This window comes from Rhizomicrobium sp. (assembly GCA_037200045.1).
Taxonomy (GTDB): Bacteria; Pseudomonadota; Alphaproteobacteria; order Micropepsales; family Micropepsaceae; genus Rhizomicrobium.
Genome location: JBBCHM010000001.1, coordinates 606010 through 628681, shown reverse-complemented (window position 1 = coordinate 628681; position 22672 = coordinate 606010). Strand labels below are relative to the sequence as shown.

The following is a 22672-nucleotide window of genomic DNA, read 5'->3' as shown; positions in this document are numbered from 1 at the left end:
GCCCACCTCTTCAGTGATGTGATGCCGCCCAAGCAGACATCTGTGAGGCTGTGTATCCCCACACATCAGGTGCGTAGTAATCGTTGGTTTGCCCCATCATTCCAGTACCAACGCCGGTGAAGATCACCGATCCCGTGTTGCCGTTCTGAATCACGTCAATGCTGACCACGCCGGGATAGAGCCCATGTGCCATCGTTGTGATGTTCGTGATGTCGTGGTTGGCCATATCAACATTCACAGACACCCAGCCTGGACCAGCGAACATAACATCGCCGGTCTTGACTGCGGTGGAAGAACACCCCGTCGGCACGTTGCAGTGCAGGGCCGCATTCATCGCGCAGCTAGGACCGTTGTTGCAGACTTGAATCGGTCCTACCGAGTAAATATGCGAGTTCGGACCGCGTGGATCGAATGGCCCAAATGCCCTTTCATATTGCTTGATCGCGTAGCCGACCGTGGAATTGTCGTTGCTGAAATACGTTCCACCATTTGTGTCACCGCCACCTATCGGAGTCGGGTCACGGTTCGAGGCGCCGTAATTGGCGAGGCCGAATTGATTGAAGCTTTCAAAGTTGAACGACACCCAGAAGCAGCAGGTTACCACCACCGTCTCGATCGGCGTGCCGACGAGGGTTTCGGACGTTTCCACCCAAACGCCGCCGGTGCTGCTTCCGGTCCACGCGTCTCCGAGACCCGCACCCGAGGCTCCGGAAGTGAACGCGAGAAATTGCGCGCCAAAGCCGATATAGCAGCCGCCGCATCCTCCCGGAACCTTCGATCCGGTGCACACGTCTTTCTCGCAATTGGTGATGACGGTCCGTGTCTGTGGCGCATATCCGGACGGGTCGTAATGGGAGAGAGGATTGTTCATGACATAGCTATAGCGGTTGAAGCTCTGGCCGTTGAACGGATCGGGGATCGTCGAATCCGGGCTCATGAACCTTCCGAGCGTGGGATCGTAGATGCGCGCGTTGGCGTTGATCTCGCAGATGCTGTCCAGCATCTCGTGGCCGGTGTAGCCGCGTGTCGTGGTTGAGGTGATGCTGCATGCCGCGTTGTCGGTGCCGTCGCTGTTGCGGCGCCGACCCCAGGCGTCGTAGCTGAGGCGCTCGGCCACGCCGCCGGCGTCGTCGGTCATCACCGCGACCGAGCCCAGATGATCCAGCACGAAGTACTTCCAGCTCGTCGCGCCGCCGACCGTGTAGAACCGCTCGCCCAGGATGGCGCCGCCGACCTTGAGATAATCGTGCCAGGTGGTGGTTCCGCCGGCGACGAGCTGTTCGCTCATGGCGCCGGAGGCGGGGTCGTTGAGGTAGGTGGTGGTCGAGCTCAGCGTGCCGCCGCAGGCGGTGCCGGCATAGACCGCCATCGCGACGCGGGCGTGGTCGGAATCATAGGTCAGGCAATCGGCCGTGCTGCCCTGGACGATGGAGGCCGCCATGTTGAACGCGGTGTAGGTGACCGTTCGGCCGGCGCCGGCCGTCATGTTGCCGTCGGCGTCGTAGGTGTAACCCGGATTGGTCACGCCGTTGACGGTGCCGGCGATGGACGACACCGCATGCGGGTGGGCCGTGCCGGCGGCGGGGTAGCTGTAGGTCCCGACATCGGACTTGGACGTGATGTTGCCCAGCGCGTCATAGCCGACCGACTTGGTGATGGCGCCGCTGGTGCAGGAGGCCGGGCCCGAGGATCCGGTGGCCGCGTTGGTCAGCCGGTTCAGCGCGTCGTAGCAGAACTTCTCGAAGATGCCCTGATGGTTGTCGGAGCGATAGGTCAGGTTGCCCAGCGTGTCGTAGCCGTAGTCGAACGCCGCCACCGCGTCGGACGCCCCGGCCCGGACATTGGTGAGCAGGCCGGTATTGGCGTCGTAGGTCTGGGTGGTCGAGAAGGCGGCGTTGCCGGCGGTCTGGACGGTCGGATGCAGCTCGGCGTCGGCGCCCGACAGCGTCCACAGCACATGGCTGTCGGAGCCCGTGGCGCAGGTGTGGCTGCCGCCATTATCGGTGACGCGGCACAGATAGCCATAGGCGTTGTAGAGGTCCTTCACCACCAGGCCGGAGGGATAGCTCACGGTGTCGACGGCCCCGTTGGTGGCGTTATAGGCCGTGGCATAGGCATAGTTCGTGCCGCCGACGGCGATCGTCGTGCCCGTGGGCCGGCCCAGGCCATCATAGGTGAAGGTCTTGGCCGTGGTGGCCGACGCGCAGCTCGGATTGCTCGACGCGGAGGTGCAGCTTGCCTGCACCATCCCCACGCCATGGACGGCGCCGTCATAGACCCAGTCGGTGTAGCTTCCGGCCTCGTTGCGCTCCAGCACCCGGCCGAGCAGGTCGTAGGACAGCGTCGTGGTCTGGCTCCTGGCGTCGGTCTGCGACCGGATCTCGCCCAGAACGTCGGGGACATAGCTCCAGGAGCCCATGTCGGGATCGGCGGAGGCGGTCTTGTTGCCGCGGATGTCGAAGCTGTTGGCGATGACGTTGCCGGAAGGGTCGGTCACCGTCAGAAGATCGCCGAAGGCGTCGTAGGCATAGGAGGTCGTGTGGCCGAGCGCGTCGGTCACCGAGGCGTTCAGGCCCTGGGCGTTGCGCGTGACGGCGGTCGTCTGGCCCTGGTCGTTGGCGGTGGAGACGGTCAGGCCGTTATAGGCGACGGTGGCATAGCCGCCATTGGGCAGGTCCTGGCGCGTCAGGCGGCCGAGGTCGTCATAGGTGTCGACCGTCCATTTGGGCGTGCCGCCCGACACGAAATAGGGCCGGCTGGTCTCGTAGACCCGGCCGTTGGCGTCGTAGACCGTGGCAATGCGGCTGGCGCCGCCGCCATAGCCCTGCACGTCCTGGGCGATGACGCGGCCGAGCGCGTCGTAATAGGCCGTGGCGACGGGGCCGATCTGGGTGACGCCGTCCGACGCGAAGGCCTCGGTCTGCTTCAGATAGGCGCCATAGGTCGGGCAGCTCGCCGCCCCGCCATTGACGCCCGCGCAATAGGCGTAGGAGACGGCGGTCCGGGTGCCGTCGGGCCGGATCGCCAGGGTGAGGCGGCCCAGCGTGTCGTAGCTCCAGCCCGTGGCGCGGCCGTCGATGTCGGTGTGGCTGGTGGGCGCGCCGAAGGCGGCGCTGTAGGCGAAGCTCTCGCCATGCGAGAGGGGATCGGTGGCCGAGGTCTGGAACGCGCCGGCCGCGTCGAAGCCGGCATAGGCGGTGCGGGTCGCGATCGCGCTGCGATAGCCGTCGCCGGAGCAGCCGGCCCCGCTCGCCTGCGTCGCCGTCCCGTTGCCGTAGCCGTCCAGCGTCACGTCGATCTGCAGCTTGTGCTCGCAGTCGGACGGCTCGGCGATGCTCTGGGTCGCGATGTTGGTGCCCGAGGCATAGGCGTAGGCGGTGGTGCGCGTCAGGTCGGAGGCGCCGACGATGTTGCGCACCGTGCGGCCGGTGACGAGGTTGACCAGCCAGTTGGTGGTGTCGGCGGTGGCGAAGGTGTTGGTGACGGTGCTGGACGAGCCGTCGCTCACCGCCGCGGCGGCGACGGTCGTGTTGCCGTAGCACGCCGTTGTGCTGTCGCAGTCATAGGTGTAGGTCGTGGTGGTGGTCGGCAGCGCGGCGCCGTTGAGGTCGTTGCCCGCGGTCACGGCCTGGTGCACGCCGACGAAATAGCGGCCGCCGCCGAGCGCGACGTTCTCCAGCGTGTTGGTCACGGACGCCAGCGTGACGGCGCCGTGCACCACGGTTTGCGAGGTGACCACGCCCAGATAGGGCACGGAAGTGCCGTAGTTGACGGTCGTGACCACGCCGGTCTGTGAGTCGGTGGCCTTGATCTGGGCAAAGCCCAGCACCGCGCCCGCGCCGTGCGCGGCGGAAACGCCGCGAAAGCCCAAATTGCTGAAGCCTTGGGCCGTCATGTACTGAAACGACCCGGCATTGCCGAACGCGCCGGCATAGGCATAGGTCTGGGTGAAATTGCCGCCGAGCGTATTGCTCGTGTCGACTTGCGACACGACGTAATAGGCGCCGTCGAGAGCGACATAGGGGTAGGTCTGCGGGTTCTTCGCGTAGAACGCGCCGTTCTTGTTCAGCCGGTCATAGGTGATCGTCGTCGTCGCGCCGACGCCGTTCAACACGGCCGTCACCGTCTCGGGAACATACGCGAAGGTGTATTCGACGTCGCCGGAGGACTTCTGCAGCCAGATGTCAGAGGCGCCGTCGCTGTTCCAGTCGGCGGCGACGGCCGTGGCGTCGGTGGCGCTGTTGGAGATCGTCGTGGCCGCTGCGAAGTCGGTGCCGGTGGACAGGTAGATCGCATGCGGCGTGCCGCTCGTGTGCGAAATCAGCGCCACATCCGTCTTGCCGTCGCCGTTCCAGTCGCCAGCGACGATGCCGTAGCTCGACCAGCCCGAGGAACCGGAGACGGCATGGCCGGAGGAGAAGCCGGTTCCGGTAGACAGATAGATCGTGGCGCCAGAGCCGCCGACGACGAGAATGTCGGTCTTGCCGTCGCCGTTGTAGTCTCCGGGATAGATCGCCGACCCGGACCAGTTCGTCACGCTCACGCTGCTCGTTGCCGGATGGCAGAAGTAGACGATCTTGTTGGCTCCGCCCTGGGACAGCATGTCGGTGCAGCCGTCGCCGTCGAAGTCCCCCGGATAGACCGTGCTTGAAACGTCAAGGCCGGCCTCGCCGGCATCGACGGTGAACGTGCCGTCGCCGTTGCTCATATAGGCATAGCCGTATCCGGTCGTGTCGGACTGGTAGTATCCGTCGGTCCGGCCGTCGCCGTTAAAGTCGCCGATGATCGAAAACTGCGGCCCGGCAGTGTTGGTGTGGACGTCGTTGAGCGCGCCCGACTCGTTGTTCTCCAGCGGAATGGTGGTCAGTGTGTAGAACCACTCGCCCGGACCCGCTTCGTAGTACCAGTAGAGCTCCTGCATCAGATCGTCGGTATAGCCGTCGCCGTCGAAATCGGCCGGCACGCCGCCTTGCACCTTGTAGTAGCAGGCGATGCTATTATAAGCCATGACCGTGTGATTGGGCGCGGGCCAATACGGGTAGCCGAAGGTCATGTTGGCTGCGGTGAACGTGCCGCTGGTCGAGCCGGTCGAGATGATGCCGCCGGACGGACAGGAGGTGTTCGGAGAGTTCTTCACGATGGCATCGGTGATGCCGTCGCCGTTGAAGTCGCCCGGCAGGATCTGAAGGCCCTGCGCCAGGCTGCTCGACGTCGAACTCATGGCCGGCAGGCCGGAGCCGCCCTGCCAGGTGAAGCTTGTCGGCGCTAGGCAGTTGCTGCCCGCGTCGCACAACGTGACGGAGGTGAGCCGCGAATGCAGCGTCGATGTGCCGGCGCGATAGGCAAGCTGGTAATCGTAGACGAGGTTCGCGCCCTGATAGGTCTTTACATGGGTCAACAGCACGGTGGTCTCGATCAGCGAGCCGGCCTGGTAGGTCGGCGCCACATCCGCGCGCGTGGTGTTGTAGGTGAACTGGATCGAGTTGTACGGCGACAGGCCGGCGCCGGCGTTGCCGGTATAGTCGATGCGCGTGGGATAATATTGCCCATAGGTGGTGTCGTTGGTGTAGGTGACGGTGAGGTAATTGCCCTTGGTGTCGGCGATCTTGTCGACCGCCCAGGCGCGCACCGTTGCCTTGCCGACCGCGAGGATCTTGGAATCGGTGGTGTTGCCGAACTCGAGCACCTGCCCCGACTTGGTCCACAGCTTGAAGTAGGACGGGCCGCTGCCAGCCGTGCCGTAGGCCACGATCTTGTTGAAGGTATCGATCTCGGTGCGGTATTCGCTGGCATTGGCGCCGTAGGTCCCGCTGATCACCATCAGCCTTTGACCGCCGAGGCAAAACCGGTCGTTGGAATCGTAATTGATGCCGCCGTGGACGCTGTCTTCCTGGATTGCGCGCGCGCATCGCGTGATGGCCGGCAACCCGCCGAGCGACCATTGCCAGCCGACGATCCCGTCGGTGCCCTGGCTCGAATAGTCGAGCGAAACGGCCGGCACCATGCCCGCCGTGCCGGGCGGTGCCGCGATGGGAATCGAATAGGTCGCCGCTCCGGTCGCGCCGACGCCAAACTGACCCGGAACCGTCATCAGCGGTGCGCTGTCGGCCAAGGCGCCGCCCGCAAAGACAGATTGTCCGAGACAAAAAACAAACGCCGCGCCAAAGGCGCGCCCGAAGATCTTGTGCATGCGTTCCCCAATACGCTCGCAGCAAGCTTCGCCGCACGATTGTTATTCGTGCACGAAGAACGCAGCCGACACTTAGCATCCTCGCCGGATGCGGCTTCAGCAAACGTTTACGCTTGAAGTGCGCATAGAAAGCATGCGCGAAAAAACTATAGGCGCGTTGGCTCGAAATATTCAATGCTGAATCGGAGCGTATATCGAATATTTACAGCATCGCCGCGAACCACTGCATTACACGATGGCGTTTCTTGACGACCGCGTTGGCGTTCACCGTCAACTCGCGGCACACTCGCGACATTATTGCTTGTCATGCGCTTATCAGCCGTCCGCAGCGGGATGCGCGCGTTCCGATTGCCGAGATGGACCGCATCGATTTTCTCCTGGCCGGTGAATCCGCGCGCGGTGCGACGGGTGACGCCACAAGAGGTGTTGTCGCTGAGGTTCGAATGCGACGCTTGCCCCAGGCATCGTCGGAGAGCCGCTCGCGAGTCGCGTTGACGCGGCTTAGACGGGGATTGCGTTCACTACGGATTGCAGGGTTTCTTGCGGAACGTAAGCCGCGACTGTTGCGCTCCGAACTCGGCTTTCAAGGCCGACACAAGCTCCAAATATTTGCGGCAGGGATCGCCCACCAAATCCACGCCGACCGTTTGATAGTCTGTGAGATTGAGGCTGTATGAATCGACCTCCTTATAGACAGCGACATTTGTCGATGTCCGCAGTTGCCATTGCCAGACTTGAAGAAGTATTGCGCTTTTGTCTCGGCTGAATCTAACCCGATTGCCTGGCTGCGACGTGAGAACAAATCCACTTTTTTCAATCGCGTTGTCGGCCCGCTGTAGGGTAACCGCTTCGGCAGGCGGCGCGACATCGACCGTGTATCAGATCGTATATATGCCGGACGTGCTCCCACATCCCAGCAGAAGCAGGGGGCAGAACGCCACGATATCTCGTATTTGCATCGCCATGCCCCGGCAGGAGTGACTGTCTGATTTCCGGCAATCTTTCCCAAGCAGACCGTAAGCCGAAATATATTTCGACGAAAGCGCCACGATGGATGCATAGAATACGGCGCCATCATCGTGGACGCGTCCCCATCCCGAGACAATTATACCAACGGCCTTAGTTTCTGACTCGTGAGGATTCAACGGGGCCGCTGTCTGTGATTCGCTTTGCGAGGTGATTCGCGAAGGGGATCGGCGATGGCGATCAAGATTATGCGTCCGGAACACAGTGCTTCGGATTTGCGGCGGGAGGCGGCCAAGACGCGGCACGCCGATCAAGCTCGCCGGCTGTTGGCGCTGGCACTGGTGCTGGAAGGCACGTCTCGCACGGACGCGGCAACGGCGTGCGGCATGGATCGCCAGACGCTGCGCGACTGGGTGCATCGCTATAATGCGTCAGGCGTCGATGGTCTTGTCGACCGCAAGGCTCCAGGCCCAACGCCCCGGCTGACGGAGCAGCAGGAGGCTGAACTTGCCCAGATTGTGGAGCAAGGTCCCGATCTTGCGAACGACGGTATCGTGCGCTGGCGCCGCGTCGATCTTCGCGACGTGATCGCCGCGCGCTTTGGCGTTGCGCTTCACGAGCGCACCGTGGGCAAGGTGCTGGACCGGCTTGGCTTCAGTCATATGTCGGTTCGCCCGCGCCATCCCAAAGCAGACGCCGATGCCCAAGAGGCGTTCAAAAAAACTTCGCGCAGCTTGTCGATCGCGCCTTGCCGGATGCCGCCAAAACCAAGCCGATCGAGATCTGGTTCCAGGATGAAGCCCGGATCGGCCAGAAGGGAAGCTTGACCAGAATGTGGGCGCGGCGCGGGACACGCCCCACCGCGCCGCGCGATCAGCGCTACAAGTGGGCCTACCTCTTCGGCGCGGTCTGTCCCGAGCGCGCCTGTGCCGCCGGTCTGGTTCTTCCTTGCGCCAATACCAGGGCGATGACGGCACACATCAAGGAGATCAGCCGGGCCGTCACGCCAGGCGCCCACGCTGTCCTGGTCATGGATGGCGCTGGCTATCACGAGAAAGCCATCACCCACCTGCCGTCCAACATCTCGCTGCTGACGTTGCCGGCCTACGCCCCCGAACTCAACCCGGTCGAGAATGTCTGGCAGTTCCTGCGCCAGAACCATCTCGCAAACCGCGTCTTCAAGGACTACGACGCCATCCTCGATGCTTGTTGCAACGCTTGGCGAAGCTTGCTCAGCCACCCAGACAATATCGCCTCGATAACCCAAAGATCATGGGCCAAATGTGTCAACCACTGAGGCCGTTGGTATTAGTATTCAGAAAGTGCTGCTGGCGCGTTCGAATTGCGCCGCTTGCCGGGCGTCGCAGGAGAGACGCTCAGTCACCTTGGCGCGTCCCCAAAAGGGCTTGCGTCCGTTACGGATTGCAGGCTTCTCTGCGGAACGTGAGCCGCGACTGTTCCAACCCGAACTTGGCCTTCAAAGTCGACATGAACTCCAAATACGTGCGGCAAGGCTCTCCCACCAGTTCGATCCCGGTCGTTTGACGATCCGTGAAAGTGATTCTGTACGCATCGCCCTCCCGATGAACACCGACATCCGTCGAGCTTTGACGTCGCCATTTCCAGATTTGGAGAAGTATTGCGCTCTCGTCGCGACCAAACCTGATTCGCTTGTTTGGTTGCGAAGCGAGAATAAATCCGCTTTCTTCAAGTGCTTCGTCAATTCGCTGTAGATCAGCTGCTTCGGCGGGAGCTGCGACTTCGGTTGTGTATCCGATAGGGTATATCGCGGACGTGCTATCGCATCCGATCAGAAGCAAAGGGCAAAGCGCCAAGACATATCGCATTTGCATCGCCCCGCCCCTCAGCAGTGGTGTTCGTCTGATTTTCGGCAATCTTTCCCAGGCAGACCGTAAGCCGGGATATATTTCGACGAAAGCGCCATCGCGGATACATAGTATGCGGGCGCCATCATCGTCGGACACGTGTCCATCCCGAAACAGTCGGTATTCAGATATTGGACCGACCAGACGTCATGCAGCATCGAGGTTGGATCCATGCCTGGCAGAACGTCCATAAACTGGCTGAGCCATCCACCCTCCTCGTAGAAGGCTTGCGGACCTTCGGTACTTGACCACCAGCGGCCCCAGTTGTTCACGCCGTACCCAATAACCCAGTTATTGCCCAACTTATCCACGCCACCATCGCCGGTCCCGATCAAATTCGGATCCTGATGCACGTAGCTGCGATAGACATCGGAGGAGAATGTTCCGACGGCGCCAGTGGAAAACGCATCGAGAGCATTTCTGCCCAGGGCGTATGCAATGGCGGCGTCTTTCGCGCCCATGGCGAGGGCGTGTTCCGCCGCACCGCCCCAATCGATTTGGGTGCTGTTCATCTGATCGGGCGTCAAGCCTCCACCGGTTCCGGCACCATTCGGATCATCGAATGCGGGAGCGAATTGTGCATTGATAATCGGCGTCACGGCTCCATCGGCGCTGGCGAGCAATACGTAGTTCCAGTTGCCGCCGTATATGCCCGTGCCGATTGCGGCGGTTCCGGCGCTGTTCAACGTACTGCTGACGAGTACGTCTCCGGAAACCCCGCCTAGCTGCATCGAGGCAATATCGAACTCATCTTCGAGAAAGTCCGTGATGCCGGCCGTCACGTAGCTAACCACGATCTTGCCGATTTCATAAAGCGCGAACTTCAGCGGGTTTGTCTTTATGGCGAGATAGGTGTTCCAGATCGGCTTGGCGATCAGGGCGTCGATCAGCGAGCCCAAGATGGGAATGTGCTTCCAGAAACAGCCAAGGAAACACAGACCCGACGGATCGGTGAAGGAAAGCGGATTGTTGCCGACATAGGAATAGCGGTTGAGGATCTGCTGGTTGTACCAGTTCTCCGTCATCGGATCGGCCGACATGAAGCGGCCAAGGGTGGAATCGTAAAGGCGCGCGTTCAGATTGACGAGGCAGACCGCGTCGATCTCCTCCTGGCCTGTGAAGCCGCGCGTGGTGCCGCTGGCGACGCCGCAGGAGGTGTTATCGGTTCCGTTCGAATTGCGCCGCCTGCCCCAGGCGTCATAGCTGAGTCGCTCCGTCACCGCGCCGGAGCCGTCGGCGATCACCGCGATCGAGCCCAGATGGTCGAGGACGAAGAAGAACCAGATGGCCCCGCTCGTGCACGGCGCGCCGCCGGTGCAGAAGCGCTCACCCACCATCTTGCCGTCGGCCATCAGATAGTCGTGCCACGTCGTCATGCCGCCGGTGACCGACTTCTCCGCCATCGTTCCGGTGCCGTAGAGATAGGTCGTGGTCGTCGCCGTCCCGCCGACAGTCAGGGTCTGCGTCAGCCGGGCGTGGTCGCCGTCATAGGCGAAGGCGGAGCTGGTCGCGCCCTGCGTGATCGTGTCGGCCATGTTGAAGGCGGTGTAGCTGACCGTGCGGCCGGCGCCCGCCGTCAGGCTGCCGTTCGAATCGTAGGTGTATGCGGGATTGGTCACGCCGTTGACCGTGCCGACGATCGAGGCGACCGCATGCGGCCGCGCCGAGCCGGCCGACGGATAGCTGTAGGTGCCGATGTCTGACTTCGAGGTGATATTGCCGAGCGCATCGTAGCCGACCGTCTTGGTCGTGATGCCGCCGCCGGACGAGGTGCAGCTTGACACCCCGCTCGCGCCGGTCGCCGAGTTCGTCAGCCGGTTCAGATTGTCGTAGCAATAGCGCTCGAAGACGCCCTGATAATTGTCCGAACGATAGGTGAGGTTGCCGAGGCTGTCATAGGTGTAGTCGAACGCCGCCACCGAGTCCGACGGGCCGGCGCGAACGTTGGTGAGCAGACCGGTATTGGCATCGTAGGTGTCGGTCGTAACGACGCCGTTCCCGGCCGTCTGCTGAGTCAGGTGAAGCTCCGCATCGCGGGCATTGGCGGTCCAAAGCGTCGCAGCGGTGCCGTTGTCCTTGATCTGCGACAGGTAGCTCAGGCTGGTATAGACGTTGAGCTGCACGAAGCCCGAGGGGCTCGCCACCGTGGCGGCGCGGCCGTAGCCGTCATAGGTCGTCGTGGTGATGTAGGTCGATCCGCCGGTCGCCAGCGACACGGTCGAGGTCCGGCCGAGGCTGTCATAGGCGATCGTCTTGTCGGACACGACCGACCCGCATCCCGAATTGGTGCACGCCTTCACCTCGACGAGCTGGCCGACATTGTGGCTGGCGGCGGAGGTGCCATAGGTCCAGGCAGTATAGAGATTGTTCTCGTTGCGGGTCGCGACGCGGCCGAGCAGATCGTAGGTCAGCGTGGCGGTTTGCAACTTGGCGTCGGTCTGCGTCAGCATCTCGCCCAACACATCGTAGGTATACGACCAGGAGCCCAGATCGGGATCCGATGCCGCCGTCTTGTTGCCGCGCAGATCGTAGGTGGTGGAGGTGACGTTGCCGGCCGAGTCGGTGACGGTCTTCAGATTGCCGAGCGCATCGTAGACATAGCTCGTCGTATGGCCGGCGTTGTCGGCGACCGAGGCGATCTGCCCTTGCGCATTGTTCGTCGAGGTCGTTGTCTGTCCGAGCGCGTTGGTCGCGACGGTAGTGAGGCCCTGGAAGGTATTTCCCATGTGGCTGCCGTCCGGCAGATCGGCGCGGGTGACACGTCCGAGGGCGTCATAGGTGAACACCGTCCATTTCGCCGTTCCACCCGAGAGGAAGTAGGGACGGCTGGTTTGCTGGACGCGGCCATCGGCGTCATATTGGGTCGCCTGGCGGACGGTGCTGCCGTCGAAGCCCTGGCCGTCCATCGCAATCGCCCTCGACAGGCAGTCGTAGTAGGTCGTCACCTTGGGGCCGATCTGGGTCACGCCGTCGGAGGCGACCGGCGTCACGTTCCGCAGGAAGGCGCCGTTCGTCGGGCAAGACGCGCTGCCGCCGTTCACGCCCGAGCAGTAGGCGTAGGAGGTGTTGGTCTTGGTTCCGATGGGAACGGTCTCCTGCGTGATGCGCCCGAAGGTGTCGTACGTCCAAGACGTTGTCAGCCCGTTGGGCCCAGTATGGCTGGTCGAGCTCCCGAAAGCGGCGCTGTGGGTCCAGCTTTCGTTTTGCGAGAGGGCATTGGTGCCGGACGTTTGAAATTCGCCGAAACTGTCGAAGCCGGCCCCCGATGAGCGGGACGTGATAGCATCGCCGCTAGTGGCCGTGGCCGTCCGATGGCCGTACGAATCCAAGGTGTAGTCGATCTCGACCGTGTAGGTGCCGAACGAGGAATTGCAAGCCGAGCTGCTGGGCTCGATTTCCTCCCGCGTCAGAACGCCGGTTCCACTCTCGTATTGGAAACAGGTGTGGCGGACGATGTCGGAGCTTCCGACCACACTCTCGACCGTGCTGTAGGTGACGCGCCCTAGAATCCAGTTCGCGGCATCGTCTGCATAGGCGTTGCCGTTCGTCTTGGTCGAGGTGCCGGCGCCATACAACGTCGAAACGACGACATTCGTGGCCTCGCCATAGCAAGGGTTGGGATTGGAATCGCAATCGAATGTGTAATTCGTCGTCGTGGTCGGCATCGCGTAGGTGGCGCCGGTCGCGAAATCCTCGTCATCGCCGCTGACCACGCTCTGAGTCAGGGCGACAAAGCTCCGCGCGGTGCCCCCGCTGCCGAGCGTGACCGCCTCATAGGTATTCACGGTGGAACTGATCGTGACCGTGCCGCCGCCGGTCTTGGGTGCCGTCTTGGTTTGCCAGGCGGTCAGGCCGACATACGGAAAATCGGTGCGATAATTCGTCGTCTGCACGACGCCGGTCTGAAGATCGGTGATCGTCATATTGGCGAAGCCGAGGAAGCCACGCCCGGTCAAACCGGTCTTGCCGCTGCCGTAGGCATAGGTCGAGCTATAGGTACCGCCGACCCCGTTGGACTGATCGATGCGGCTCACCAGATAAAGCGGTCCATCGACGTCCTCCGTCGGATAGCTCGCGCTGGTGTCCCGTGCGTAGAAGCTGCCATTCTTGTTCAGCCGATCGTAACTTACCGCCGTTGTCGATCCGACGCCGTTGGAAATCGACGTGATCAGTTCGGGCGCATTGGAGAACAGTATCTGCACGTCGCCGGTGGACTTGCGGATCAACAGATCGTCCGCCCCATCACTGTTCCAGTCACCGCGCGTGGCGTTGTAGATCGTGCCCGTCGTCGATGCCGTGGTAACCGAAACGAATCCCGTGCCGGTCGACAGGTAAAAGGTCGTGGTCGTGTCGATGACGGCGATATCGGTCTTTCCGTCCCCGTTCCAGTCGCCTGCGGCGATCCTCTTGCCGTCCCAGGCGGTCGGAACCGTGAAGCTTGTCGCCACCAGCGAGGTGCCGGTCGACAGCCGCATCGTGCCGGCTCCGCTGGCCGGAACGGCCAGGACGTCGAGCTTGCCGTCGCCATTGAAGTCGCCCAGCACCACGTTATAGGCCGACCAGTTGGGCACGGTGATGGTCGGCACGGACGGACCGCAGATCAGATAGATCTTATTGGCCGGATTGGGTGCCCAGACATCGTCGCAGCCGTCCCCATCGAAATCGCCGGTAATGAAATTCGCAACCCAGGGCGTCGACAGCGTAACCGTCGTGCCGCCATAGGGCGACCCGACGAAGGACGTGACGTCGGTCGTGCCCGACACAGTGCCGTTATGGACATAGTCGAGGCCGTAACCGTCGCCGTTGAAATCTCCGAACGTGACCCATCTGCCCGAGGTGATCAGCTGCGAGAGCGTGAACCCGCCGGTGCGATTGTTCGTATACAGATACGTCCAGGCGGGCGAAAATGCTCCAGAGGCGGAGTCCAGCGCCAGGTCGGTGTAGCCGTCGGCGTTCTGATTGGAGAGCATGGCGCCCGTCAGGCACATCCCCATATTGGCTTGAGTGTAGGTGCCGGTGGCAGTCACATCGTAGATCGAGCCGCCCGTCGGACATGTCATGGTCGCGTCGAGATTGATCGCAAGATCGGTCAGCCCGTCGCCGTTGAAGTCTCCGGGGGCCGCATAGGTTCCAGTCCCGGTCATCAGGCTCAGCGCCGCGGTCGAATAGCTTAGCGTGCCCGTCCCGCCTTGCCAGCCGAACGTTGTCGGCGCGAGGCAAGCGCCGGCGCCGTCGCACAGCGTCACCGATGTCAGCCGCGAATGTACCGTCGAAGTGCCGGTCCGGTAGGCGAGGCGATAGTCGTAAACCAGATTGGCGCCCTGATAGGTCTTGATATTGGTGAGGACGACGGTCGTCTGCTGCAGCGAACCGGCCTGATAGGTGGGCGTGATATCGCCGCGCGTCGCATAGACAAACTGCACCGAATTGTAAGGACCGAGCCCGGCCGAAGCGTTGCCCGTATAATCGACGCGCGTCGGATAGGCCTGACCGTTGGTCGCGTCGTTCGTATAGCTGACCGTGAGATAGTTGCCTTTGCGATCCCCGATCTTGTTGACGGCCCAGGAACGCGCGGTGCTGGTGCCGACGGCCAGCAACTTCGAATCTGTCGAGTTGCCGAATTCCATGATCTGACCCGACTTGGTCCAAACGCGGAAATAGGAAGGCCCTGAGCCGGCAGCACCATAAGACACGATCTTGCTGAATCCATCGATCTCGGTGCGGTACTCCGTGCTGTCGGCGCCGTAGGTACCGCTGATCGCGACCAGCCGCTGGCCCTCTAGGCAGAAACGGTCGTTCGAGTCGTAGCGGACTCCGCCATGGACGCCATCCTGCGCGAGCGTCTTTGGGCATCTTACAACCGAGGGGAGTCCGGAGAGCGCCCATCCCCATCCGACGATACCGTCTCCGCTCTGGCTCGAATAACTCAGCGAAAGCGCCGGGACCATGCCAGCGGTGCCCGGCGGAACCGTAATCGGAATCATGTAGGTCGCCGCGCCGGTCGAGCTCACAGCGAACTGGCCCGGGACGATCATCGCCGGAGGTGCATCCGCCGCGCGAACCGGAGCCGTCAGCCCAAGCACAGACAGCAATGCCACAAGAACGCAAATTCGCATCGACGCCCCCCAAATCATGCGATGCGCGAAAACATTCGCGCAGCAATCACCCGCTTCCCCTGCCGACTCGGCCGGGCAATCAGAACGCGCACGAACTGTTACTGAGGCGCACGTGGAACGCATGCGCAGTAACTCATGATTAACATCGATCGATCTGCGAGATCAAGATATCCAAGGAGCAGAATATTTCTGACATAATGGAGCGTCGGAATTCCTGCCAATAATATTAGGGTTGGAGCTTATGTTTTGCAGGATCGCCGGCTCGAAGCGGAAAATGGCCTCCGATGTTCACTCTGCGGGACGCTCCATAACGCCTGAAAAATAGGTGCCTGGAGTATTTCTCTTTACTTCGCACATACGCGTAAGACGATGTGTCCGAAATCAACCCAAATACAGATAAGAAGATGAGCTTTTTCACCAACACAAATGGCGATTGGCGGTTGTTCCACAGCCCTGTTTCCCGGGCTCGGCCATTTATTTCATGGGTTGCCGGCCTCTCTTGGATGCGGCGACGCGAAACGGCGTTCGCCATGGTGTTCGTCATCCATGCGCTTCTGGTACTCGTGCTCATCGACCCGCTGAGGCCCGCCCCTGTTGCGAAGGCGCTTCCCGGAATGACGATCTCGATAAGTCCCGGCGGACCGCGTCTCTCTCGGGGTATGCCTCCCAAACTCGATCTGAAATCCCCGAACGACGCGGCTGTTCTCCCGCCTGATATCGTGATCGTCGCCGACCCGCCGCAAAAGGCAATCTCGATGGCGACGGCGACAGGCGGACCCGCGGTCACGGTCCCCGCCGAAGCGATCGGCGAGTTCCACAGCGCGCCGCCGTTGACCGGGATCATGCTCGCGGCTTCGCATCGCGCCCAGCTGCGCCTGCTTCTCACAGTGGCGGCCGACGGCTCGATTGCCGGAGCAGTGGTCGAGACTTCCAGTGGCCTGCAGGCATTGGATGCGCTCGCGGTTTCCTGGGTGCAGGCGCATTGGCGCTACAGGCCGGCGATGCAGGACGGTCACGCAATTTCGGTGACGACCACCGCGGTGGTGCCGTTCTGATCACGGGCAACGGGCGACGCCCTTTGCCAAAACACCCTTTGACGCTAGGCTTGGCCAGAAATCGGGAGTGTGTTCGAGATCAGCGGGTGTAGTCCGACTGGTACCGTCGGGGGCGTCCGTGGCAATGGTTCAAGCCGAACGAGCGACTGCGCGCGAGAAGGCCGCACGACAGCCCGAAAGACTGATCGCCCACCTGATCGCTGCCGGCAGGATCACCCCAGGCGGCGTGGAGCGCGCCGCGCAAGCCGCCGGGGAAAGCGGTGACCGTATCGAGACGGTCCTGACGCGTCTTGGGCTCGTATCCGAACGAGACCTCACGGGCGCAATCGCCGCCGCCTTCGATCTTCGCATCGCGTCGGCGACGGACTATCCGGCTGTTCCCGTGCTCGAAGACCGACTAAGCCCGAAGTTTTTGCGCGACATGCGGACAATTCCGCTCCGGCTTGCCGCGGATCGGCTGCGAGTTGCGATGGTCAATCCGCTCGACGACTACGCGATCTCGGCATTCCGGTTCGCCGCCGAAATGCCGATCGAAGTATGTGTCGCCTATCCATCGGAATTCGAGACCGCGTTCGAGCGGCTATATGGCGACGCGCGCGACGACGGCATAGCGCGCCAGAATGCATCGTCGCCGGAGAGCAGCGTCGCCGACGACGTCGACCGGCTCAGCGACCAGGCGAGCGAGGCACCGGTCGTCAGGCTCGTCAACGCTATCATCGCACGCGCCGCCGAAATGCGGGCCTCGGACATCCACATTGAGCCCATGGAAAACGAGCTGGTCGTGCGCTATCGCGTCGACGGCGTGCTGCAACGCGCGGACTCGCCGGCCAAAGGCCTTGCCGCGCCGATCGTGTCGCGCATCAAGGTCATGGCGAAACTCAACATCGCCGAACGCCGCCTGGCCCAGGACGGCCGCATCACGCTCGCCGTGCGGGGAACCGACATCGATTTCCGCGTGGCGACTACGCCGACCGTTCACGGCGAGAGCGTGGTGCTGCGCCTGCTCGACCGCGGCCAGCTATCGCTCGACTTCGGCGCGCTGGGCTTCGAGGATCACCTCGTAGCCGGTCTGCGCCGGCTCACCCAGCGGCCGCACGGGATCGTGCTCGTCACGGGACCCACCGGAAGCGGCAAGACGACCACGTTGTATACGGCTCTGTCGGAGCTGAATTCGGTCGACCGCAAGATCCTCACCATCGAGGATCCGATTGAATATCGCCTCGACGGGATCAATCAGGTTCAAGTCAAGCCGCAAATCGGGCTGAGCTTCGCCAATGCGCTGCGCTCGTTCCTGCGTCACGATCCCGACATCATGATGATCGGCGAAATCCGCGATCTGGAAACGGCGCGAATCGCGGCGCAGGCGGCATTGACCGGACATCTCATCCTTTCCACGCTGCATACCAACGACGCGCCCAGCGCGATCGCCCGCCTGATCGACATGGGGCTCGAGGACTATCTCCTGACCGCCACGCTGAACGGCGTGGTCGCGCAGCGACTGGTCCGCACGCTCTGTCCTGCCTGCCGCGAAGCCTATGTTCCCGGCGCCGAACTGATCGAGCGCTTGGAACTCGTCGCGGCCGCCAATGGCCGGGGCGTTGAACTGTATCGCGCGACCGGATGCGGGACGTGCCGCGGCACCGGCTATCGCGGCCGCACACCCATCGTCGAAATCCTCGCCATATCCGACGCGCTGCGCGATGCCATCATGCGAAAAGCCGGAGCGGGGGAGCTGCGCTCGCTGGCGTCCTCGTCCGGCATGGTGCCGATGCAGCGTCATGGATTCGCAAAGGCGTTGGTGGGCCTGACGTCGATCGACGAGGTTCTGCGCGTGACGCTCGAGGCTCCATAATGGCCCTCTATCGCTACAAGGCGATCGCCGGTTCCGGCGCGATCGTGACGGGGATGGGCGAGGCACACAGCGCGGCGCTCCTGGCCGAACAGTTGCGCGCGCAAGGTCACTACCCGGTCTCAGCATCGGAGGTCGGCGCGTCTTCCTTGGCAAGCCGGTTGATGGGCATCCTTCGTCGGAAGGGCCGGCCGCCGCGACGCGTCCTTACGACGGCGACGCAGGAACTGGCTTCGCTGGTGGGCGCCGGACTGGAGCTCGATCGCGCCTTGGGCACACTGAGCGACCTCGCCGATGTCGCTTCACTGCATGCGTCCTTCGAAAAGGCACGCCAATCCGTTCGGGGCGGCACGAGCTTCAGCGAGGCGATGGAGAAGGATGCCGCTTTTCCGCCGCTCTATGTCAACATGGTCCGTGCCGGCGAGATGGGCGGCACGCTTTCCACCACGCTGCAGCGGCTTGCCGACTATCTCGAACGCGCACAGACTTTGCGCGACGCCGTCGTGTCGGCCCTCGTCTATCCTGCAATCCTGCTGGCGACGGCCGGTGCCTCGATCGTCATCATTCTTACGTTTGTTCTCCCCGAATTCGAGCCGCTCTTCGCGGAGTCCGGGCGTGCCCTGCCCTGGCCGACGCGCGCCATCATGGGAACAAGCGCGACCGTGCGGACGTATTGGTGGCTGTTCGCGCCGGTGCTGGCGGCCGGCATTGCCGGTGCGCGCGCCGCGTTGCGCCGTCCTCACTTGCGGCTAAAGCTGGATCGCGCGTTGCTGCGACTGCCGCTGGTCGGCGATTTGCTGCGCGCGATGGAGATCGAACGCTTCTGCCGCACGCTGGGCACGCTTGCCGGCAACGGCGTCGCGCTCCCGCTCGCCCTGAAACTCTCGAGCGGCGTTCTTTGGAACGGCGAATTGCGCGCGGCGGTCGACGGCGCGGCGAAGGGCCTGCGCGAGGGCGAGAGCCTGTCCCGGCACCTGGCAAGCAGCGGATCGTTTCCGCCGCTGACGCTGGATTTGATTCAGATCGGCGAAGAGACCGGCAAGCTTGACGAGATGCTGCTGCGGCAAGCCGACCTCGATGGACAGCGCATCCGCCACAGGCTCGACAGGCTTCTCGCGCTGCTGGTACCGGTGCTTACGATATTGCTTGGCTTCGTGGTCGCCGGGTTGATCGCTTCGATGCTCGTTGCAATTCTTAGCGTCAACGATTTGGCGCTGCAATGATCGGGTCGGCTCGGCGCGCGCGCCCGAAGGCTTCGACCACGATCGGTCCAGAGGTGGGATTCACGCTGATCGAGATGATCGTGTCGCTGGCGATACTGAGCATCGCGCTGGGCGTACTGCTCGCCGCGTTCTCGCAGGACCTTGACCGGCAACAATTGAGCCGCAAGCAGACCGAGGCGCGGCTATTCGCGACCGCGCTGCTCGATGAGAGCACTTCGGCCGGCGCGGAGAACCCCATCGCGAAGCAAGGGGTCGCCGGCGACGGCCTGTCCTGGAGCCTGGGGGTCGCACCTTATGGCAGCGACGCCGACCGAAAAGCGTGGCGCTTTGCGCCGGCACAGGTCACGGCGACCGTGCAGTGGCGGATGAACGGCCGGGCGTACGGCCTGTCGCTGCGAACGCTGCGGCCGATCGCGGCGGATGGCGCACGATGATGTCGACGTCGAACCGGGAGATCGGATTTACACTTGTCGAATTGCTCGTGGCGATGACCCTGTTGGGCTTCCTGACGGTTCTTCTGTTCGGCGGCCTGCGTTTCGGAACGCGAGTCTGGGAGCGGACGCAGCAATCCTATGTCGACGAAAAGGTGCTTCAGTCCATCTCCCGGTTTCTCCTGTCGAATATCGCACAAGCCTATCCGTTGCCGCTTCACGACGATGCGGGACACGCGCGCATCGATTTCGACGGACGCGTTCACGCGCTGTCATGGCTGTCGGCGGCGCGGACCGCAAACGGCGGAATGACACGACTTCGACTTTACGCCCGCGGCGGCGTGACAGAGGTCGACGTCGCGACCAGCGATGAGCTCGCCCCTGCTGCGGCGGCAACCATCGACAGGCTCTCCGGCGTCGCCGCGCTCGATATCCAATATTTCGGCCGCCGCGCGGAGGACAAGGCGCCGCGCTGGGGTGGCGACTGGTACGACCAGGCCTGGCTGCCGGAACTGGTCCGCATCCGCCTGCGTTTTCGCGATCCGGCGATCGCGCCGCGCGACATTGCCGTGGCGCCGCGGCTGGCAGGCGACGCCGGCTGCGTACTAGACGCGCTGACCAACGCCTGTCGGGGGGGCCGATGACGATCGAGCCCGTGCTCCCCAAGGCCGAGGGCTGGCGCGAAGCCGCCCGCATTGTGCTGCGGAACTGGCGCGACGAGATCGCGGCTCTGGCGCGCGATTGGCGAGACCGCCCATGCGCGACCGGGCGCGACCTGCTTTGGCTGACCGTCGCCCAGCGCGAGATCGTCGCGCGATACGGAGCGCATGAACTCGGCCGTTTCGAGAACAGCGTCTCCGGCGCCGACGCTCTGGAGGTGCACCTAAAGAACATCGGGGCGCGGGGCGACGTTCCGTCCGATGTTATCCTTCACTTCGAAGAAGCGGCGGTCCTGCGCGCGCAGACGCACCTGCCGCGCGCCGCGCGCCGCGCCCTGCGCGGCGCGCTCGGCTTCGAGCTCGACCGCTTGAGCCCGATACCGGCGATGGAGCTCTACTTCGATTTCACAGCGGGAAGAACGGCCGACGGCGCGAACCGGATAAACCTGGCATCGCGCGCGATACGCCGGCGCGCCGTCGACCAGGCCGTCGCTTTCGTGCATCAGGCCGGCTTCGAGGTCGCGGGCATCGCGCTCGGTCAGGACGCAGCGCTCGCCGATTGGCGTCACTTTCCGGTCGATCGTCCCGCCTGGCTGCGCGGACGGTGGAAGCAATGGGGAAGCGTGGTGCTGGCGACGGTTGCGGGACTGCTAATGCTGGCCATCCTTCTCGCCGTCTCGGCGCGCTCAGCGCAGCAGGCCGACGCCCTGGACGAACGCATCGCCGACGCCGAACTGCGCGCGGCCGGCGTCGCGCGGCTCGAGCGCGCCATGACGGCAATCCGAGAGCAGACCGCCGCCGTTGCGGCCCGCAAATCGCGACCCTCGCTGGTCAACCTTCTCGCGGCGCTGAGCGATACGCTGCCCGACGGCACCTGGTTGACCGACATCCAGTTCGACGGCGGCAAGCTGCACATCCAGGGCTATTCGCACGCGGCCGCCGAATTGATCGGCAAGCTCGACCGTTCCGGCCGCTTCACGAACGCGCAGTTCGCCGCGCCGCTGGTCCGCAACGATTCCGACGGGACGGACCGGTTCGATCTGACCGTCAAGGCGATGGGCGCGCCATGACGGTCCCAGCGATCCTTTTGGGCCGCAACGCCGCGCTCGCCGTGGTCGGCGCCGGTCTTGCCGTCGTGCTCGGCTTGGCACTTTGGACGTTCTCGGCGGCGCTTGTCCCCGGCGACGAGACTGAAGCCCTCCAGCATCTGGCCGCGCTCCAGGCGGAGGCATCCGCATTGCCTCAGGTTGAACGCGCCGTCGTGGCGCTGCGCGGCCAAGCCAAGGCGCAGCCCGGATTGCTCCAAGGCGACAGCGACGCGCTGGCGCTTTCTGCGCTGCAAGGCGAACTCAAATCGATGATCGAAGCGAATGGCGGAGAGGTGCGCAGTTCCTTCGCTTTGCCCCCGGCCCCGGAGAACGGATTGGCCGCCCTGTCGATCCAATACGATGTGACGCTGCCGGTCACCAAGCTGCGCGGGCTCCTCTATGCCATCGAGAGCCACTTGCCCTATCTGTTCCTCTCGTCCGTCGACATCGCCGCACCTCAAACCTGGCCGAGCGATCCCAGGGCGCCGGAGCCGCGGATAGAGGCGCGTTGGACGGTATCGGCCTATCGCCGGAGCGATCCGAAATGATCGACCTTCTGAGCCGCAACCATATCCTGCTCGCCGGTCTCTGCAGCGCCCTCGCGCTCGTGCTCGGCTATGAACTCGCCATGCCTGCCGCCGCCTTGGATGTGCCCGTTCTGCAATGGCGACTGCCGGCGCAGCCCGGGCCTCTGGCGCTGGCCACGCCGTTTCCGGCATCCCAGAGTTTTGCCGCCATCGATGCGCGCCCGCTGTTCAATCCAGCGCGCAAGCCGGTGCAGGTTCCGCAGACATCCGCCGTTGCGGCAACGCCGCCGCCAACCGACATCAGCCTGATCGGCGTCATCATCGAGGGCGACCGCCGCCTCGCAATGCTGCACACACCGTCTTCGCCGCTGGAGATCGGTGTCGAAGTGGGCGGCGAGATCAACGGCTGGCAGATCGTCGCCATAGAGCCGGATCACATCGTGCTTCACGCGGGAGCGGCGGACTTTCCGATCGCCCTCAACGCAGCGCATGCCGGAACGCCAAGCATGGCGCCAAGCGACGGCGTACCGGGCAGAACCGCCCCATCGATACAGGGACGCAATCCGCCGCCGCCGACCAACACCATCGAGACACCGGCCGCGCCGACCGAGAGTGGGGACCAATGATAAAGCACCGGGGAGGCCGTTCGGCCATCCTCCTACTCGGTTTATGCATAGCCTCC

At 63.4% G+C, this 22672-nt stretch carries 12 protein-coding genes; 10 read left to right on the top strand and 2 right to left on the bottom strand.

What is annotated here, in order from left to right; all coding sequences use genetic code 11:
* Positions 1–10: 10 nt before the first annotated feature.
* Positions 11–6112, bottom strand: coding sequence for an FG-GAP-like repeat-containing protein (locus tag WDM86_02810; protein ID MEI9988947.1), 6102 nt, complete (start codon positions 6110–6112; stop codon positions 11–13).
* A gap of 1277 nt (positions 6113–7389) precedes the next feature.
* Between WDM86_02810 and WDM86_02805 the strand changes: the two genes are divergently transcribed.
* A protein-coding gene (locus tag WDM86_02805; protein MEI9988946.1) for an IS630 family transposase occupies positions 7390–8453 on the top strand; the annotation gives its coding sequence in 2 pieces (ribosomal slippage) (positions 7390–7873 and positions 7873–8453; 1065 coding nt in all).
* An 88-nt stretch (positions 8454–8541) separates the two neighbouring features.
* On the top strand, positions 8542–8889 hold the full coding sequence (locus WDM86_02800; protein ID MEI9988945.1) for a hypothetical protein: 348 nt from the start codon (positions 8542–8544) through the stop codon (positions 8887–8889).
* Positions 8890–9020: 131 nt separating this feature from the next.
* On the opposite strand, the gene WDM86_02795 is transcribed toward WDM86_02800, so the two are convergent.
* Entirely contained in the window at positions 9021–15077 is a 6057-nt protein-coding gene (locus WDM86_02795; GenBank protein ID MEI9988944.1) for an FG-GAP-like repeat-containing protein, read from the bottom strand.
* A 485-nt stretch (positions 15078–15562) separates the two neighbouring features.
* Here WDM86_02795 and WDM86_02790 point away from each other — a divergent pair, with 485 nt between their 5' ends.
* From WDM86_02790 to WDM86_02755, 8 genes are all read left to right on the top strand, one after another.
* On the top strand, positions 15563–16213 hold the full coding sequence (locus WDM86_02790; GenBank protein ID MEI9988943.1) for an energy transducer TonB: 651 nt from the start codon (positions 15563–15565) through the stop codon (positions 16211–16213).
* Positions 16214–16337: 124 nt separating this feature from the next.
* Complete coding sequence (locus WDM86_02785; GenBank protein ID MEI9988942.1) at positions 16338–18065, top strand: ATPase, T2SS/T4P/T4SS family; 1728 nt, start codon at positions 16338–16340, stop codon at positions 18063–18065.
* A complete protein-coding gene (locus WDM86_02780; GenBank protein ID MEI9988941.1) occupies positions 18065–19285 on the top strand; it encodes a type II secretion system F family protein in 1221 nt (406 codons plus the stop codon). The genes WDM86_02785 and WDM86_02780 overlap by 1 nt, the downstream gene beginning before the upstream one ends.
* On the top strand, positions 19282–19719 hold the full coding sequence (locus WDM86_02775) for a type II secretion system protein (GenBank protein MEI9988940.1): 438 nt from the start codon (positions 19282–19284) through the stop codon (positions 19717–19719). Before WDM86_02780 ends, WDM86_02775 begins: the two co-directional genes overlap by 4 nt.
* The gene (locus tag WDM86_02770; protein ID MEI9988939.1) at positions 19644–20360 is read left to right on the top strand and encodes a prepilin-type N-terminal cleavage/methylation domain-containing protein; all 717 of its coding nucleotides are present in this window, start codon (positions 19644–19646) and stop codon (positions 20358–20360) included. The genes WDM86_02775 and WDM86_02770 overlap by 76 nt, the downstream gene beginning before the upstream one ends.
* The gene (locus WDM86_02765) at positions 20357–21445 is read left to right on the top strand and encodes a PilN domain-containing protein (protein ID MEI9988938.1); all 1089 of its coding nucleotides are present in this window, start codon (positions 20357–20359) and stop codon (positions 21443–21445) included. The genes WDM86_02770 and WDM86_02765 overlap by 4 nt, the downstream gene beginning before the upstream one ends.
* Positions 21442–22011: a type II secretion system protein GspM gene (gspM, locus tag WDM86_02760; protein MEI9988937.1), complete on the top strand. Its 570-nt coding sequence runs from the start codon at positions 21442–21444 to the stop codon at positions 22009–22011. The genes WDM86_02765 and gspM overlap by 4 nt, the downstream gene beginning before the upstream one ends.
* Positions 22008–22616 (top strand): hypothetical protein, encoded by a 609-nt coding sequence (locus WDM86_02755; GenBank protein MEI9988936.1) that lies wholly within the window; start codon positions 22008–22010, stop codon positions 22614–22616. The genes gspM and WDM86_02755 overlap by 4 nt, the downstream gene beginning before the upstream one ends.
* Positions 22617–22672: the final 56 nt, after the last annotated feature.